The sequence below is a fragment of the Psychrobacter piscatorii genome (assembly GCF_904846415.1).
Classification (GTDB): Bacteria; Pseudomonadota; Gammaproteobacteria; order Pseudomonadales; family Moraxellaceae; genus Psychrobacter; species Psychrobacter piscatorii.
In genome coordinates this window covers 23,121-39,552 of sequence record NZ_CAJHAR010000033.1, presented here as the reverse complement: position 1 = coordinate 39,552, position 16,432 = coordinate 23,121, and the positions used below count along the sequence as shown (strand labels likewise).

The 16,432-nt window shown below is 44.7% G+C and carries 15 protein-coding genes; 5 read left to right on the top strand and 10 right to left on the bottom strand.

Annotation, left to right across the window (positions count from 1 at the left end; genetic code table 11):
• Positions 1 to 498 precede the first annotated feature (498 nt).
• A complete protein-coding gene (locus tag JMX83_RS12810) occupies positions 499 to 1,560 on the top strand; it encodes an energy transducer TonB (RefSeq protein WP_201602453.1) in 1,062 nt (353 codons plus the stop codon).
• A 69-nt stretch (positions 1,561 to 1,629) separates the two neighbouring features.
• Here JMX83_RS12810 and JMX83_RS12805 read toward each other — a convergent pair whose 3' ends face one another.
• The 5 genes from JMX83_RS12805 to maiA all read right to left on the bottom strand — a co-directional run bounded on the left by JMX83_RS12805 (position 1,630) and on the right by maiA (position 6,714).
• The gene (locus JMX83_RS12805; protein ID WP_201602451.1) at positions 1,630 to 2,775 is read right to left on the bottom strand and encodes a HupE/UreJ family protein; all 1,146 of its coding nucleotides are present in this window, start codon (positions 2,773 to 2,775) and stop codon (positions 1,630 to 1,632) included.
• Positions 2,772 to 4,031, bottom strand: coding sequence for a tetratricopeptide repeat protein (locus JMX83_RS12800; RefSeq protein ID WP_201602449.1), 1,260 nt, complete (start codon positions 4,029 to 4,031; stop codon positions 2,772 to 2,774). Before JMX83_RS12800 ends, JMX83_RS12805 begins: the two co-directional genes overlap by 4 nt.
• 78 nt (positions 4,032 to 4,109) lie before the next feature.
• On the bottom strand, positions 4,110 to 4,379 hold the full coding sequence (locus JMX83_RS12795) for a hypothetical protein (RefSeq protein WP_201602447.1): 270 nt from the start codon (positions 4,377 to 4,379) through the stop codon (positions 4,110 to 4,112).
• A 27-nt stretch (positions 4,380 to 4,406) separates the two neighbouring features.
• Positions 4,407 to 5,906 (bottom strand): DUF4331 domain-containing protein, encoded by a 1,500-nt coding sequence (locus tag JMX83_RS12790; RefSeq protein WP_201602445.1) that lies wholly within the window; start codon positions 5,904 to 5,906, stop codon positions 4,407 to 4,409.
• A gap of 163 nt (positions 5,907 to 6,069) precedes the next feature.
• Complete coding sequence (gene maiA, locus JMX83_RS12785; protein ID WP_201602462.1) at positions 6,070 to 6,714, bottom strand: maleylacetoacetate isomerase; 645 nt, start codon at positions 6,712 to 6,714, stop codon at positions 6,070 to 6,072.
• A 168-nt stretch (positions 6,715 to 6,882) separates the two neighbouring features.
• Here maiA and JMX83_RS12780 point away from each other — a divergent pair, with 168 nt between their 5' ends.
• Positions 6,883 to 7,740, top strand: coding sequence for an IclR family transcriptional regulator (locus tag JMX83_RS12780; protein ID WP_201602443.1), 858 nt, complete (start codon positions 6,883 to 6,885; stop codon positions 7,738 to 7,740).
• 86 nt (positions 7,741 to 7,826) lie between these two features.
• Here JMX83_RS12780 and dctP read toward each other — a convergent pair whose 3' ends face one another.
• From dctP to JMX83_RS12755, 5 genes are all read right to left on the bottom strand, one after another.
• Complete coding sequence (dctP, locus tag JMX83_RS12775) at positions 7,827 to 8,888, bottom strand: TRAP transporter substrate-binding protein (protein WP_201602441.1); 1,062 nt, start codon at positions 8,886 to 8,888, stop codon at positions 7,827 to 7,829.
• 143 nt (positions 8,889 to 9,031) lie between these two features.
• Entirely contained in the window at positions 9,032 to 9,607 is a 576-nt protein-coding gene (locus JMX83_RS12770; RefSeq protein WP_201602438.1) for a VOC family protein, read from the bottom strand.
• A 127-nt stretch (positions 9,608 to 9,734) separates the two neighbouring features.
• Positions 9,735 to 11,024, bottom strand: a complete 1,290-nt coding sequence (gene fahA, locus JMX83_RS12765) for a fumarylacetoacetase (protein WP_201602435.1) — start codon at positions 11,022 to 11,024, stop codon at positions 9,735 to 9,737.
• A gap of 199 nt (positions 11,025 to 11,223) precedes the next feature.
• Entirely contained in the window at positions 11,224 to 12,420 is a 1,197-nt protein-coding gene (locus tag JMX83_RS12760) for an amino acid aminotransferase (protein ID WP_201602432.1), read from the bottom strand.
• 157 nt (positions 12,421 to 12,577) lie between these two features.
• Positions 12,578 to 13,525 (bottom strand): LysR family transcriptional regulator, encoded by a 948-nt coding sequence (locus JMX83_RS12755; RefSeq protein WP_201602429.1) that lies wholly within the window; start codon positions 13,523 to 13,525, stop codon positions 12,578 to 12,580.
• Between the two features lie 144 nt (positions 13,526 to 13,669).
• Between JMX83_RS12755 and hppD the strand changes: the two genes are divergently transcribed.
• From hppD to JMX83_RS12740, 3 genes are all read left to right on the top strand, one after another.
• Positions 13,670 to 14,785 carry a 4-hydroxyphenylpyruvate dioxygenase gene (hppD, locus tag JMX83_RS12750; protein WP_201602427.1) on the top strand — a complete coding sequence of 372 codons (1,116 nt, stop codon included), beginning with the start codon at positions 13,670 to 13,672 and terminating at the stop codon, positions 14,783 to 14,785.
• Between the two features lie 163 nt (positions 14,786 to 14,948).
• Positions 14,949 to 15,884, top strand: coding sequence for a phenylalanine 4-monooxygenase (gene phhA, locus JMX83_RS12745; RefSeq protein ID WP_201602425.1), 936 nt, complete (start codon positions 14,949 to 14,951; stop codon positions 15,882 to 15,884).
• Between the two features lie 131 nt (positions 15,885 to 16,015).
• Entirely contained in the window at positions 16,016 to 16,357 is a 342-nt protein-coding gene (locus JMX83_RS12740; protein WP_201602423.1) for a 4a-hydroxytetrahydrobiopterin dehydratase, read from the top strand.
• The last annotated feature ends 75 nt before the right edge of the window (positions 16,358 to 16,432 follow it).

Below are 16,432 nucleotides of genomic sequence, written 5' to 3'. Positions count from 1 at the left end.
AGGCTTAAATCTGGTATCGTTCCCCTAGGCTTAGATGCGTATAGTTCATGGTTGCAATCTCACTTTGGTCGGTGGATAAAGACTTTGATGCTAGCGCATCTAGGTCTTTTTTTCACCTTGCATTTGGTATTGCACTTCATGTGTTAATCTAAGTAATGAATAAAACGTTGATATGATTTAAAGCTGATAAAGCACAGATTTGAGAATAACAATGCTTGCATAAAGGATAACCAACAGATGACCGCTATACAACCAGTAATATGAATATATATGAAATTATATTGATATAAGTGAATAACAGGTAATGAGTAGTGGTGTATCTATCTATATTTATGGTAGCGGTCATAGAAAAAGAATAAAGAGGTATGTATAGCTACAAAAGCCGGTCGCGAAGTCGAATTGCTCTGTCTGAGATGATCTCTAGCACAGCTAGCTTTACATTTGACTTGTGAATCATCCAAGTACTCATTAAAAAACCCATATACAGGTTTGTTTTTAATGAGTATTCTAATAAGTACTATGATACCCAATCCTTTTACTCGTCCTATTACAGCTTGGATCACCATTGTGGTTATTGTCCTGCATGGTGTCACTGTGTGGGCGATGATGTCCCTAGATAGCCCGCCGCCTATCGATACGAAAAATAGGCCAAAAGCCATTCAATTGGAATTGATAATGTTAGCTGAACCGGCTAAAAATTTACCTAACGCAGAATCCCAGAGCAAGCCTATATCACCTGAACCTTTACCTCCTAAAAAGTTACCAACTGAGCCCATAGAAAAAGTTGAACCCGCCAAACCATTGCCAAAGGTAGAGGTTTCTACAGACTTAAAGACAGAGTCAATTGAGCCAATCACAACCAAAGTAGAAGAAAAACAAGCGACTACCGTAAAAAGTACGGAGTTGTCCAAAGAGAAATCTGACACAGAAATGCAGCCCACCAATCTGTCATCGGTACAAAAACTGACCATAACAGAATCTAGAAAAGTAGTGAGCGCCTCTAATCAAACAGGCAGTACAAAAGATAAAGAAGAGGATGATCTGTCTGACATGATACGTAGCGTGACAGAGCAGTTTAATCGCGATCAAGCCGTACAAAAACGTTCAGCTGCTAAACAAGCCAATCAAAAGCGCGCCGAGCAAGAAAAATGGCAAGCTGATTATGAGGCATTCAGCCATATGCTAGTAATGGCTGCTGATCAAGCTGAAGAGCAAGAAAACAACCAAGACATGGTAGAAGATAAGGTTAAGGAAGACTCAGTCTTTCTTGCAGAGTATGGCAGTTGGAGTGAAGGGAAAGAACCTAGTACCAGTATTCCATCGTTGATATGGCGTAATATTGATCGTCAATTGGGCGATGTTTTTATTGTCATATTGGAGCTGCACGTTGATACAGATGGTTATATCAATGAGGTGCAAGTGCTTGAGTCGTCAGGTAGTCCTGTTATTGACGCTGTTGCCACTACCCAAGTGAGAGCGGGGCAACTAAACCCTATATCAAACCACGATAAAGTAGTTGATGCCATTGTACCGATGTCACTGGTTTATGAAAGACCCTAATGCCAGCTGTTCATAAGATAACAAAAAAGCAAGACTCAATCTCTCGCAATAATTAACGCGCTATTAAATTTAAAAGGCGCGCTCAAAAAACCACCATAGCGCCACTAAAATACCAATTAAAGACCCTATATAAAATATGCCCCATTTATAGAATTGCGTGTGCCGCAGCAACAATGCTATTGGAAATACGACAGCGATAAATACCAGCTGTCCCAATTCGATACCAATATTAAAGCTCAGTAGTGCCAACACACGTGCACTTGTGGCGAGTGGTAAATCTACCAACACATTGGCAAAGCCAAAGCCATGAATGAGACCAAAAAAGAAAGCCAAATAGACAGCTCGTACTCGCAGCATCGGTACCAAATTATTGAGTGCCGCAAACGCAATAGACAATGCGATGACAGATTCAATAAAGCGGGCAGGGATACTAACGATCTGTAGCGCTGCTAAGCTCAATGTGATGGAATGCGCGAGTGTAAATGATGTCGCAATCCAAAACACTTCAAGTAGCGCCGCTTTTGGATTAGCAACGGCAACTAACTGCTTTTGCTTACGAACGTATACTGCAGGAATGAGCAATACAAACAAGAACAGCAAGTGATCGAGGCCAATGAGCAGATGATGTATACCGCTTTTTAGGAAGTTTGTCGCTGTCGCCATCCAGCCAGAATCAGCCTCTGACCCTAACGGGCTTTGTCCGACCGCTAAGACTTGTAGGGGTGCGTCAGAATCTGCTTGCGTCAATATTAGGCGATGATTGGCATCAATACCTGCCAATATCTGATAATCAAGGTTATCGATTGGCTGCTCACAGCTTATTGCAAAATTGGCATATAAATAGTTAAAACCGCCACGTGAATTGATTGCGAGTGGTGAGAAATTTGCTGTTTGACACGTTTGTGCCGCGTTTTCTAGCTTTACTTTGGCAGTTATGAGCTGTTCTATAAGCGGCGTCTGTGATTTCACTTCTGCCCAGCTGACCTGACTGTCTTTGTTTGGATCTATATCGACGAGCAATGCCAAATCGCGCAGTGATAACTCGTATGTAGCATCGTACATAATATTTGTGGCACTATCAGCGTCATCAACAGTAAGGTTCAAATAAGCGGTACTGGACTCATGCGCCTGACTAAAAGTACAGGCGAGCATGAGCATTAGTAAGGTGAAGTAACGATAAGTGTGACTCCAAACAAGTCTGCAAAGCGGGCTCATATAGTGTCATCCTTATTCGTGACTTGCATACCTAGATGCTTATTTTCAGTAATTGAGGTGCTTCTTGTCTGCGTATTTGAGTCTGACGTCAGTACAGCTTGGCAATTCATACAATCACTTATTTTACCCACGCGTAAATCGCGCTCTAGCGCTGGATATTCAAACTGCGTATCGGTTATAAACTGGCGTATCAAGTCGATATCTTTTTGGCTGTTTGCCCTCAGTGCTGCGGTGGCATACAGCTCGATATCCGCTGTTTCACGTTGCTGTTGCCAGTTCTCTTGGGCCAGTTTAAGCGCTGATTCCACTTGATTGGCAAGCAGAGCATAGGTTGCTTGTTCTCGCATATGAGCGTTTTCTTGACGTATTTGCCATACCTCAATGCGCTCTTTCATCAGTGCTAAATTTTGCTTAGCTTTGGGGTCATTCAGCTTCATTTGTGCAGTAATGAGGCGCAATAGTAATGCATCTTTATCGGTATGCTCTTGTAGCAAGTCGCGAACTTGTGTGTATTCACCGATACTCAGTAGCCAGTCGGCTCGAGCCATAAGTGCTGGTACGGTCTGATCATCCATGACGTCAAATACTTGCTTGGCGAGCGTGGCATCTTGACTACGCAATGCAGCATCTGCTTGAATCAGATAGATCCAGCGTGCTGTCGATGCGTCTAGACCAGGAGCGATAGCGGCCAGTCCACTAAGTGTTTGTTTTGCTGCATCAAGCTCACCTGTCATGCTTTGTATTTGAACTTCGCAGGCCAACTCATAAACGCGCAGAGCAGGGTCATCGAGCTTTTGGCAGTAGCTCATGGCATCACTAAATTGACCTTGGACGAGCAATAAAGAAGATAGGGTCAATAATGCATCTGGATGCGCAGCATCTTGACTCAAGATTTGCTTTAATAGTTCTTCTGCTTTGGCAAATTTGTGATCCGATTGAAATGCTCGCGCTTGTAGCATTAGGGTATCTATACTTTGATCGGTGGTCTGATCTAATTGTGCGCGTGCTTGTCCTAACGCTCGCGGATCACCTTGTAGATAGGCGCGTTCTAATAGCTCACTGGTTTGATCAAGGTTGTTTGACCCTGTATCCGATACAAAGTCAGCAGCGCTCAGGTAGCGCGGTGGTGGTGAGTTATCAGGTAGGGTCGCAAGAACTTGTTGATCGTCTGTGGGGATAAAAGGGGCCGCATGAACAAGCTGGCTACTGATGAGTAAAAGAAAGAATAATTCGGCAAGCGTTTTAATCCAATGCATAAAGCGCACCTCAGATCAGTAGATAAAGAAACACCCAATCAGTGGATTGATCAGGTGCTGGAACTGTCTCGCATCATATTATAGTGAAGCGTTGGGGTCTTTTATTGCAACAGGCTCTGCCAAATTGGCTTCAGGAAGTATAATTCGATCAATATCCTGAGGCTCATCGGTATCTAGGTTATTGCTGGCATCAATCACATCAGATGTTTTTTTGACAGCAAGTTCAGCTTTTGCTTGGTCTACCGCAACATCACTTTTACCTATATTTGACGAACTATCGTTATCATTGAAGCAACCAGAAAGCGCAGCTGATCCAGTGATCAATACGGCTAACATTATATAGCGCATAGTATTTCTCCTTGGTTGAGTTTCAGCTTATCTGGCACCTGGGGTTGGAGTCGTCAAATAAGGAAAGGCTGAATCAAACTCGGTAGCAGGTTTGAGGGCGCCATCAGTGAGTAGCGCTTTGCCCGCTTTGGCATCAGCAGGTACGCAAGTTGCGTCAGCGGATAGACCTGCATGACATAGGGCACCCATCGATACTCTCAATGCAATGTCAGTGACGTCATCACCAGGGCGTCTACCATTTGGGAACCCTGCAGTATCTTTGGCATCTGCTTTGGGACGACCATCGGTCTGACCAGGAATAATACTAATCACACCCAAGTCATTTTGCATGGCAGCAGGTACTGCTACAATATCGGTATTCAAGCGCAGCATATCGGCAGGTACTTGATTTGCATTCGTTGGCTTATTAACACCAGGAACCCCTGTTAAAAATGCGGTTACTAAATCTTGACGTGGGAAGTTCGTTGGTGCAGGTGCGGTTGGGTACAAGGTTTGGATCAATGCTGGAAGGGTAGGATAAAAGACATAAGGGGCAAAATTCGCCACATCATCTTTTGGCTCTGAAGCATTAAATTTGTCTTTATCTTTGAGACCAATCACTACTTCGTTGACCAGTGGCATACCCAGTCTCGAAACCTGTGTCCATGCACCGCCTTTTTTGGCAGTCGTGCTGATACCAGAAGCAGGCAAGGGGTTCACTAAGGTTGCCTGACGGACACTGGCTGTGGTCCAAGCACCAATCACAGGATCTTTACTAGTGTTATTGACGAGGCAAGATTTTGGCACTTCCATCGCAATTGAGGTGACATTTTTGTCCGCTAGTATGTTGGTTCCGCCAGTACGTGAACCCAACGGGTTTAGATTCACTAAGTCAAATACCCGGCCCAAATCAATAGCAAAACCTTCAGCACGTTGACCGACAAATACTCGACCTTGACCACAGCTACCTAAGTTCAAAGGTTTGATAAAGCTTTTTGCATATGTTGGATAGTCTGCAAACGATTTCGTTCCGATATAGTCAAATGGCTTTTGAAAGTTGCCTAAAGAGGTTCGCGAGCCGCTACGGCGATCGCCTTTGACCATCGTGACATTATAGCTTTCACTCGTTTGTACATTCGCTGCTTGTGAGGCATCGCCAGCGTTAGATAAAGGAATGGCGACCTTTGGCGTAGACGGATTGCCATCTGAGTCAATTTCAATACTGTTTAGGTTTTGAGTGAAATCAAATTGGAACGTGATGTCTTCAACCGCATCGCCGTTGTTGTCAATATGAATCTCATAGAGTGCATCTGGATCTAAGGCGAAGTAGTTGGGCCCACCATAAGCATCTTGTAGCGGCAAATAGTTGGCAATAATCGTGACGTAATCTGCCCGATTATTCTCGTAGCTATTGAACATATAAAAGTCAGACGCATCGACTTTTGGGGTTTTGGTGATAGAAGGAGCTTCACGGTGACTTGAGGCAACGGCGCTTGCGCTTACGCACAGTGCCATTGCTGCTATTAGAGCCTTGGTAGCATGTTTCATACGGATCCTTGTAAAGAAACTTTGAGTGATAGGGTAGTTAAGAGTCGATCTCACTTGCAATTACCAGTTAACGAAATAATATCCTTATTAAGTCGTTTTTAAATATACACTCTTTTGCTGTATTGTGTCTATCAATTTATTAGTCTAAATATATTGATATTTATCAAGAATTTGGCGCATCAGGCTGCATCATAGGATCGGCATCTATAAAGGCTTTTAGCGTGCGGCAATGTGTATCAATAGCAACGATATTAGGATAAGGAGTCAGGTCCACTTCGAAGCGCCGTGCAGAAGAAACCTGCGGGATTAAATAGCAGTCTGCAAAAGTGGGCCTGTCACCATAGCAGAATTGTCCTCGGTTTTTATCTGCTGCCAATCGTGTCTCTAACGCTGCAAACCCTTCAGTAATCCAACGATTGCACCATGCAATGACTGCCTCTTTATCTACTGACAACTCATTACGTAAGTACTGTAAAATACGGCGATTATTAATCGGATGGATATCACAGCCAATCATCGCACTTAGCGCACGCACCTGCATGCGACCAGCGGCATCTTGGGGCAATAAAGCGTGCTCAGGGTAGGCCTCTTCTAACCACTCCAAGATAGCGGGACTTTGGTATAATAATAAATCGTCTGCTTGTAGGACCGGCACCAGTCCTTGCGGATTAATCGTTTTAAATGCATCCTCTAACTGCTCATCTTGTGCCAGATTGATCGCGATATCATCATAATCTAAGCCTTTTAAATTCAAGGCAATACGGGTACGGTGAGAAGTACCACTGCGAAAATAGCCGTAAAGTGTCATCATTATTTATGTCCTTATTGTGATAGGTTATTTGTATCAAGCTTATGTGAGATAAAGTAAGTATTATTGAGCCATGTGGCTATTAATTTGACCTGTATCTCACCACCAGTTCATTGAGCAATTCAGTATCAAGAAACAACAATTAAGCACACTAGAGTCGAGCCCATCATGCCAGCAGATAAAAATTTTTTAGATAAATCCGTCACGAGTAAAAACCAGAGTGGCATCCAGTCACTTGAGATTGGATTGTCGATACTAGATGTGCTTATCGATCGCAATGAGCCTATGATGCTAAAGGATATCGCTGAAACCATGCAAATGCATCCAGCAAAATCTCATCGTTACTTGGTCAGCCTCATTCGCAAAAATTACGCTCGCAAGCTTGATGATGGTCGCTATGGGCTTGGCGATAGGATCAATGCGTTGGCAGCATTAGGACATACTGAGCTCAGTCAAAACAATCTCTTGGCACGTCTCACGCAAGTTGCCAATGAAATCAAAGACACCCTAAATTGCGGCGTGCAAATTGCTAAGTGGTTTAGCGAAGGCCCAATTATTATTCAGTCTGTTGAACCAGACAGTCCGATTAGTATCATCACTCGTATCGGCTCGCGTATGCCTTTGACGACATCAGCCACAGGGCAATTATTTGCCAGCTATCAACCTGACGCGGTCATTCAGCCATTGGTCGCCGCTGAATGGCAGTCGAGTAATGCCGCAGCAGATATGACAGAGAAGTTGCAGAGTCTTGCTCAGCTGCAAGCCAAAATTCGTACTCAAGGCTATGCGACTGTCACTGGTGATATGCTCATGGGTATTAATGCTATTACGATACCTGTGATATTGCCGCATCTTGCCAATAGTGCTGTCAATCTATCAACGAGCAATGATAAAACTGCTAGCGAGGCTCTACCGCTAGAATACGCCATTACTATCATCGGAACCACAGAGCAACTGCCAATGAGTGAGCAACAGAACGTAGTCGAGCAAATACTATCAATCGCGCAGCGCTATCAAATAGCATAGCTAAAATTTTAACTACAAGCTGATTGGCTATCGAATCATCGCGTCGAGAGATTTATTTACTCATGTTGTCTCATTCAGTCCATTCTCTAAACCACACAGGCGCTACTTGCTGCTTTTGCTTTTTCGTATACATTATTAGCATCTAGACCAGTGGCATTGACTTCATCTAGATAGTGCTGCGAGCCTTCCATCAATGGGCCCCTCCAGTCGGGGTCATTGAGTGGGTCAGGGATATCGATTATGACATCGCCTTTTTCTTTAGCGGAAGCCATGGCTTTGGCATTACTGACGTCAAATACTTTGGAAACATTTGCTGCCATCTGCGCCCCTGAATTGTCATCGATCACTTTTTTGAGATCGTCTGGCAAATTGTCATATTTGTCTTTATTCATACTGATGACAAAGGTAGAGTTATAAAAAGGAATGTTGGTATGTGTATTGATGAGCTCGTCAAGACGAAAGGCTTGAATGGGTTGCCAAGTAAAGCTCAATCCATCGATGACGCCGCGCTGAAGCGAGGTATAGGTATCACTGGCAGGCATGCCAACGGGTGCGGCACCAGTCGCTTCGATAATGTGGCTAGCAACGGCAGAGGGCTGGCGAATACGTAAGCCTTTCATATCGGCTGGCGTGCGAATGGGTTTATCGACGGTATGAAGCGCGCCTTGTCCAGTCCCGATGAGCGCGAGCAGGTGAGTATCTTCGTACTCATTTTTAATGACACCCTCGTCATAAAGTTTATGCAGGATACAGCTTTGCTGCTGTGCGGTATTGGTAATACCGGGCAGTTCTACAATCTGCGTCAAAGGAAACCGTCCTGCTGTATATCCTTGCGCTTGCATACCGATATCAACGATGCCTTTTGCAGTCGCATCATAGGTAGCACCCGGCTTACTGAGAGTAGCAGAAGGATAAATCTCAATCTTTAAACGACCATTTGAGTCTTCTTCGATTTTCTTTGCCCATGGCTCCAATGCTTCGGTATTGATGTTGTCATTGGCCGTCATAAAGTGTGAAAATCTCAGCGTCGTCACGTCGCCTGTATTGACATCCGCGCTTGAGGCTTGTTCATTTTGATCATTGTTAGAGCAGCCAGTCGTTGCAATCGAGGCCGCTAAGAGTATGCCTAAAGGGAATTTTACTTTCATCATTGAGTCCTTTCATGATGGTGAGATATGGTTCGCAAGCTATGCAATCTTTTCATTATTTTGAACTGATCACTACTTATCTAATTTCAAAGTAATGATTGATAGATAATGTAAAAAAGGTAGCAAGTAGAAAGACGACGTAATTACTCCCCGACAGGCGCAACGTCACGTGCTTCAGCCAACTCATCACTATGCAAAAACTGCGTATGTGCTGGCGCGCGTTTGGTGCGCGACCACTCATCTAGCATGTCTTGCTTGATAGCATCTGTAATCATAGATACTTTGTCTTCTGAGGTCGGGTCGTCATAGGTCAACTCGAGACGATGTCCATTGGGATCGAAGAAATATATAGAGTGAAAGATACCGTGATTTGTCACACCAATGACATCAATACCTGCGGCCTCAAGATGCTCTTTAGCAACCATTAGCTCGTCACGATCTTTGACTTTTAGCGCCAAGTGTTGCACCCAGTTTGGGGTATTAGGATCAAATCCCATTTCAGGCTGGTTAGGCACTTCAAAAAACGCCAACACATTGCCATTACCAGCGTCCAAAAAGACGTGCATATAAGGGTCAAAGGCTTTAGTCGAAGGTACGTGATCTTCTGCAAATGCCAAGATAAAATCCATATTTAGGTTTTTCTTGTACCATTCGACGGTTTCTTTGGCATCCTTGCAGCGATAAGCCACATGATGGATTTTTTCAATTTGAAAGCTCATATCAAACTCCTTTTGATAAGACGTAGCGTGAATGTAAGAGGAACGATGCCCGTACTAATAGACCAAATGTCATGATGGTTCTAACGGCTCAAATCTACTGTCACTACGCCTTTTTTCTATGCCATTATTATTCGTTAAAATCGAAGCTGAGCGCAGGCAGTACTTTGCCTCGTACTTCACCAAACCCAACACGCACGCCATCTTTTTTGCTATAGCCTTTCATTATGACGGTATCGCCATCTTCGATGAAGGTGCGCGACTCACCGCCTTCAAGCGTGACGGGTTTGGTGGCGTTCCAAGCAATCTCTAGCATCGAGCCATAAGAGTCAGGCGTTGGCCCTGAGATTGTGCCCGAGCCCATCATGTCACCGACTTCTACTTTGCAGCCAGTGATGGTGTGATGTGTCAGCTGCTGCGCCATTGACCAGTACATGTACTTAAAATTGGTCTCACAAATGACTGTCGCTGTTTCTGCATTTTCAGGCAGTAGCTCAACCGACAGATTGATGTCAAAGCTGTTATCACTGTCTTTTTCGTTTAGATAAGCAAGCGGCTTGGGTTCTTGGGTTGGGCAAGCGGTGCTAAATGGCGCCAATGCATCCATCGTGACTATCCACGGAGAAACTTGCGAGGCGAACGTCTTAGCATTGAACGGACCTAAAGGCACATATTCCCACTTTTGGATATCTCGAGCCGACCAGTCATTGAGCAGTACCATGCCAAAGATATGATCAGCCGCTTTATCTACGGCGATTGGTTGACCAATATGATTGCCTTTACCAACGACAAACGCCGTTTCTAATTCAAAATCCAAACGCTTGCAGGCAGAAAAAATAGGACGGTCATCAGGATTGGGTTTTAGCTGACCTGAGGGACGTACGATATCATTTCCACTGACGATGACGGTACTAGCGCGTCCGTTATAACCGACAGGCATTTCGGTCCAGTTAGGTAGCAGGGCATTGTTTGGATCGCGGAACATCGTACCGACGTTGGTCGCGTGTTCTTTCGATGAATAAAAATCGGTAAAGCCCGGCACTTGAACGGGTAGGTGCATGGTGACGTCTGCTTGCTTGAACAGGGCTTTGTTCTGTAAGTCTGCATTGTCACGTAACGTGTCATTGTCATTAGATAGTAGCGTTTGAATAGTCGAGCGTGCTTTTGTCCAATTGTCTCGACCAGAATCAATAAAGGCATTTAGCGTCGACTGATCAAAATAAGGCCCGCCATTTAGACTCAATAATCCTTCTGATTCTAATACAGACAAGTCTAGTACTTGATCGCCAATGGCAACACCTGCACGGCGAGCGCTATCTTTAGTATCGCTAAAGATGCCATAAGGCAGATTATGGATAGAAAAATCAGAGTCCGCTTTGATGTCGATAAAAGAAGTGAGAGTACTGTCAATCGTTGACATGATTTGCTCCTTGCTAAAAGTATTATTTAATTACGTTATAGTTAATTACTTACGTATAATGTAATTTATTGATATGTTGATTGCAAGTTTTTTGTACTACGTTTTCTACTCACTGATGTATGAGACAAATCCTAAGCACAAAAAAAGGCCGAGCAATCGCTCAGCCTTTTTCATTTCTTAGTCTGTACTTCTGATGAATTTAGTCTTTTAGAACGTCTGCCATCGCATTGGCCACATAGTCGATGTTGCTGGTATTTAGGCCAGCCACACACATACGTGAGTTAGATACCATATAAATACCAAACTCGCTTTGTAGGCGCTCGACCTGCTCAGGCGTCAATCCAGTAAAGCTAAACATACCGTTTTGACGCGTGATGTAGTCAAAGTTACGGTTAGGGATTTTTGCTTCTAGTACCGATTTTAGCTTTAGGCGCATGGCTTTGATACGGTCACGCATGGCATAGACTTCGCCAACCCACTGCTCATGTAGTGCTTCATCGTTCATGACGATATCAACCACATGACCACCATGTGATGGCGGGCTTGAGTAGATACGGCGTACCATCGCATTTAGCTGACCAAATACGCGCTCAGATTCGTCTACGGTGAGACAGACGACTGACAGACCGCCAACGCGCTCGCCATATAGCGATAGGTTTTTAGAGAATGAGTTGCTAACAAACAGTGGCAAGCCCATCTCAACGGCTTTACGAATAGCGTAAGCATCGCTGTCCATGTCTTCGCCAAACCCTTGGTAAGCGATATCCATGAATGGAATCAATTCACGTGCTTTGATGACGTTGAGTACCGTGTCCCATTGCGCTTGAGTCAAATCCAGCCCCGTTGGATTGTGGCAACAAGGATGTAGCAAGATGACATCATTTTTGTTCAATGTCTCAAAAAACGCAATCATCTCATCAAATTTGATGCTGCTGTTGGCTTTGTCATAGTACGGGTATTTACCGACTTCTACGTCAGAACCTTCAAAGATAGCGATATGATTGCCCCACGTCGGGTCACTGACATAGCACTTAGACTGTGGGAACCATTCATGGATAAACTCAGCGCCCACTTTTAGCGCGCCAGAACCACCGATAGTGGCGATGGTCGCGACCAAACCGTCTTGTAAGATTTGTGCATCTTTACCGAACAGTAATTCCTGACAGCCTTTACGGTGTCCTGGCAAGCCTGCCATTGGTAGATAGGGACGCGGCGCGATAGGATCAGCAATACGCGCTTCAGCTGTTTTTACACAGTCGAGTACGGGCAGTACGCCATCTTCATCATAATAAATACCAATGCCTAAGTTGACCTTGTTAGGATTGCTATCTGCTGAGTATTTTTCCATCAGACCCAAAATTGGATCGCCAGCGTAATAATCGATACGTTCAAACATGCCATTTCCTTATAAGAATATAAACCAAGCAGCCGAAAATCATAGAGCAAATTGACGATGAACTCAACATGAGAGTGGGTTATCTTGAGCAATTAATAAAATAAATCAATAAATATCTTATCTCTCTGCAGAGTAGACGAGTTTACGGCGTGATGCATTACTTGATCGACAGCGTTTCAGGCTGATGCAAGTCGTTGTAGTGGGTGGCAAAGTACGTTTGCAAAAACTGCTTAAAGGCAATCGTAGCAGGGGACAACGCCCGCGAGGCGCGCTGATAGATAAAGAACTGACGCATTTTTACTGGTTGCGTGAGGGGCCGCATTTGCAAGCCGTTGGCACTAACCCAATCGATGACCTCGGGCATATAGGGGAGGCATAAGGTAATGCCAAACCCTTGGCGAGTCATCTCAAGCGCGGTGGACATAAAGTTCACCTTGTAGCGCGCTTGTTGAACGTGAGTGGCAATAGCATCATCCAGCTCGGCAGTCACCTGCTCAAGAAATGGGCCTTGTAGGGTAATAAGCGGAATATCTAATAAATCCTGCCAAGTGATTTCAGTTTTTTGCGCCAGTGCATGGTTGTCTGGCATGACCACGCAAAATGGCAGCTTGTATAACAGATCAGCACCGATATCATCTTCAGTCTCTATAAAACTAAGCTCAGTGCCAACCCCCAAATCGACCTCAATGTCTTGGACATGCTTGAGCAAATTCTCTGCTGAGCAATCCAGTAGTGACACTCCAATGTTTGGATATTCCTTAGCAAATTGCGCGATGACGGCGGGCAGGGAGGACGCCGCAAACTGAGATACCGCTAAGCGCACCTGACCTTGCGCCAAGCTGGTCAAGCTGCTGGCTTCATTTTCGAACAGCTGCATCTCATTCAAAATACGCCGCGCTTGTGGCAACAGATGTCGTCCTACTGCCGACAACGACAGCTGGCGGGTAGTACGGTCAAACAAAACGATGCCGAGACCAGTCTCTAGCTCTTTGATGAGTCCGCTAACAGCAGATTGGGTCAGATACATCTGTTCGCTGGCACGAGTAAAACTGCCGTTGTCAGCGACTTTGATAAAGGCGGTCAATTGGCGAATGCTAATATTCATAAGTAAACCTGATAAATAAATCATAAAAAACAATTAGTCTTATAAATAAAGCTAATCTAATATAAATACAACGTCAACAATAAAGATTGATTACCAATCGTTTTATCGACTTTTTATCACCAATTGACATTAAGGATGATTGCAATGGCAGATTTATTTGATAACCCAATGGGACTAAACGGGTTTGATTTCGTCGAGTTCGCTTCCCCTCAGCCTGATGCGGTCGACGCATTATTCAAACAGCTGGGATTTGCACATATCGCCAATCACAGATCAAAAGACGTGGCGCTATATCGCCAAGGTGACATCAACCTGATCTTAAACCGCGAGCCAAAAAGCCAGGCCAGTTATTTCGTTGAAGAGCATGGCGCTGGTGCTTGCAGCATGGGATTTCGGGTAAAAGACGCCAAAAAAGCATACGAGCGTGCTGTGGAGATGGGCGCGCAGCCCGTAGACGTGCCAACAGGCGTGATGGAGCTGAGACTACCAGCGATCAAAGGTATCGGCGGCTCACTGATCTACTTAATTGACCGTTATAAAGACGGCGAATCTATCTATGATGTCGACTTTGAGTTCTTTGCAGATGTGGATAGAAACCCTGTCGGCTATGGCTTCAAAGTCATCGATCATCTCACGCACAACGTCTATCGCGGACGCATGGCGTACTGGGCAAAATTCTATGAGCGCATCTTTAATTTCCGCGAGATTCGCTATTTTGATATCAAAGGCGAGTACACGGGGCTGACCAGTAAGGCCATGACAGCACCGGATGGCAAAATCCGTATCCCGCTCAACGAAGAAGCCAAGCAGGGCGGTGGACAGATCGAAGAGTACTTAATGCACTTCAATGGCGAAGGGATTCAGCATATTGCTTTGGCTAGTGATGACTTGTTTGCCAGTATCGATATGCTAAAAGCCGCCGGCATTCCACTTATGACTGCACCAAATGCAGCCTACTACGAGATGCTGAGCGAGCGCTTACCAAACCATGGTGAAAATGTCGCTGATCTACAAACGCGCGGTATCTTATTAGACGGTACAACAGAGGGCGGCGCACCGCGTCTACTGCTACAGATTTTCTCTGAGACCATCTTGGGTAGCCCAGTGTTCTTTGAGTTTATCCAGCGTAAAGGCGATTATGCAGACGGTTTTGGTGAAGGTAATTTCAAAGCATTGTTTGAATCAATAGAGCGTGACCAAGTACGTCGTGGCACGGTCGGTCAGCAAGAGACCAATCAATCAGAAACAGAAACGCCGTAGATCACAATACATTTAGAAAAAATTTAGAAAACAAACGGACAAGGCAAAAGGAGTTTGGCTTGCCCTTAGTAGATACCCTTTAACAGGTACTTTTCAATAGATACGTTACTGACAAGTATAGATATAAAGGTAACGTACTCACTGCGATAAAAGGAACACAGGCATGGAACGCCTCTCACAGATAGATTCTCCTAATACAGCCATCGGTGCCAATAGTTCTGTAGCCAATCAGCAGGGCGGTGATGCGTCTGCTCATCACAACGCGACCGATAAAAAGCAGCCCTATATCTCACATCAGCCAGATGCCAACGGTCATATTCATTATAGTGATGATGAAAATGCAATGTGGCAAGCGTTGCTTACGCGTCAAGCTGAGCAAACACCCAATCGCGCTTGCTGCGCCTATCTAGAGGGCTTGACGAAGCTAAATCTACCGACGACGCACATCCCGCAGTTGCATGATATTGACGAGGTATTGCAAGCGACCACCGGTTGGCAAACCGCGGCGGTGCCTGCATTGATCAGCTTCGGTAAATTCTTCAAACTATTAGCCAATAAATCCTTTCCTGTCGCGACGTTTATTCGCCGATTTGAGGACATGGACTATATAGAAGAGCCAGATATTTTTCACGAAATCGTTGGACACTGCCCGCTATTGACTCATCCAGCATTTGCGGCTTTTAATGAAACGTATGGCAAGCTTGGTCTGAGTGCAACCAAAGAAGAAAGATGGTTTTTAGCACGACTGTATTGGTTTACCATTGAGTTTGGCTTGGTCGGCAGTCGCATAGAAAATCGTAGAATCTACGGCGGTGGTATACTAAGCTCGCCTTCTGAAACCATCTATGCGCTTGATCAGACGCCGCAAGAGCTTCCAATCGCTCAAAATAAGCCGCAATCTCAACCTGAACACAGAGCATTTGATTTGCTTGATGTACTGCGTACGCCTTATCGTATCGATCAGATCCAGCCGATTTACTATGTGATTGACGAATTAGATACTTTATTTGATATCGTTGATAGCGACATCATGGGTACGGTCAAGCAGGCGATGTCACTTGGGTTGTTTGAGCCGACCTATCCAGAAAAAACCCGTTAAAATGTAAATGTAAACATAAATGTAATCACTTCAGTACGGAGTGTTGAAATAGCGACACAGCTATTTCAACATGGATGTACGAGTATTAAAAAAACAGCTATTAAAAACAAACAACTTAAAAGGATTTTATTATGACAGCACTATCACAAAACAGCTGCGAAGCCTGCCGCATTGGCGCACCAAAAGTCGACGATGCCGAGGCACGCGAGCTATTACCACAAATTCCTGATTGGTCATTGATTGAGGTAGATGGTATCCAGCAATTGCAGCGTCAGTACAAATTTAAAAACTTCGTCGCAGCGATGGCATTTGCCAATCAACTGGCAGACATTGCTGAAGCAGAAGGGCATCATCCTGGTATATTGGTAGAGTGGGGCAAAGCGACCGTCACATGGTGGTCACACAGTATCAAAGGTCTGCATCGTAATGACTTCGTCATGGCGGCTAAAACCGATGAGTTACTTGATAAGTAACTCGTAACCCATTCCGTTATTCACTAGCAAACCTGTTCTCTAACGCTCCCAAATTCAAACCCAATCTAATGCCAG

Coding starts and splice junctions, on each gene's coding strand:
- JMX83_RS12760 (WP_201602432.1), bottom strand. CDS start 12,420: ATGTTTGAACGTATCGATTATTACGCTGGCGATCCAATTTTGGGTCTG.
- JMX83_RS12790 (WP_201602445.1), bottom strand. CDS start 5,906: ATGAAACATGCTACCAAGGCTCTAATAGCAGCAATGGCACTGTGCGTA.
- dctP (WP_201602441.1), bottom strand. CDS start 8,888: ATGAAAGTAAAATTCCCTTTAGGCATACTCTTAGCGGCCTCGATTGCA.
- phhA (WP_201602425.1), top strand. CDS start 14,949: ATGGAACGCCTCTCACAGATAGATTCTCCTAATACAGCCATCGGTGCC.
- JMX83_RS12810 (WP_201602453.1), top strand. CDS start 499: ATGAGTATTCTAATAAGTACTATGATACCCAATCCTTTTACTCGTCCT.
- hppD (WP_201602427.1), top strand. CDS start 13,670: ATGGCAGATTTATTTGATAACCCAATGGGACTAAACGGGTTTGATTTC.
- JMX83_RS12795 (WP_201602447.1), bottom strand. CDS start 4,379: ATGCGCTATATAATGTTAGCCGTATTGATCACTGGATCAGCTGCGCTT.
- JMX83_RS12770 (WP_201602438.1), bottom strand. CDS start 9,607: ATGAGCTTTCAAATTGAAAAAATCCATCATGTGGCTTATCGCTGCAAG.
- JMX83_RS12805 (WP_201602451.1), bottom strand. CDS start 2,775: ATGAGCCCGCTTTGCAGACTTGTTTGGAGTCACACTTATCGTTACTTC.
- JMX83_RS12740 (WP_201602423.1), top strand. CDS start 16,016: ATGACAGCACTATCACAAAACAGCTGCGAAGCCTGCCGCATTGGCGCA.
- maiA (WP_201602462.1), bottom strand. CDS start 6,714: ATGACACTTTACGGCTATTTTCGCAGTGGTACTTCTCACCGTACCCGT.
- JMX83_RS12780 (WP_201602443.1), top strand. CDS start 6,883: ATGCCAGCAGATAAAAATTTTTTAGATAAATCCGTCACGAGTAAAAAC.
- JMX83_RS12800 (WP_201602449.1), bottom strand. CDS start 4,031: ATGCATTGGATTAAAACGCTTGCCGAATTATTCTTTCTTTTACTCATC.
- JMX83_RS12755 (WP_201602429.1), bottom strand. CDS start 13,525: ATGAATATTAGCATTCGCCAATTGACCGCCTTTATCAAAGTCGCTGAC.
- fahA (WP_201602435.1), bottom strand. CDS start 11,024: ATGTCAACGATTGACAGTACTCTCACTTCTTTTATCGACATCAAAGCG.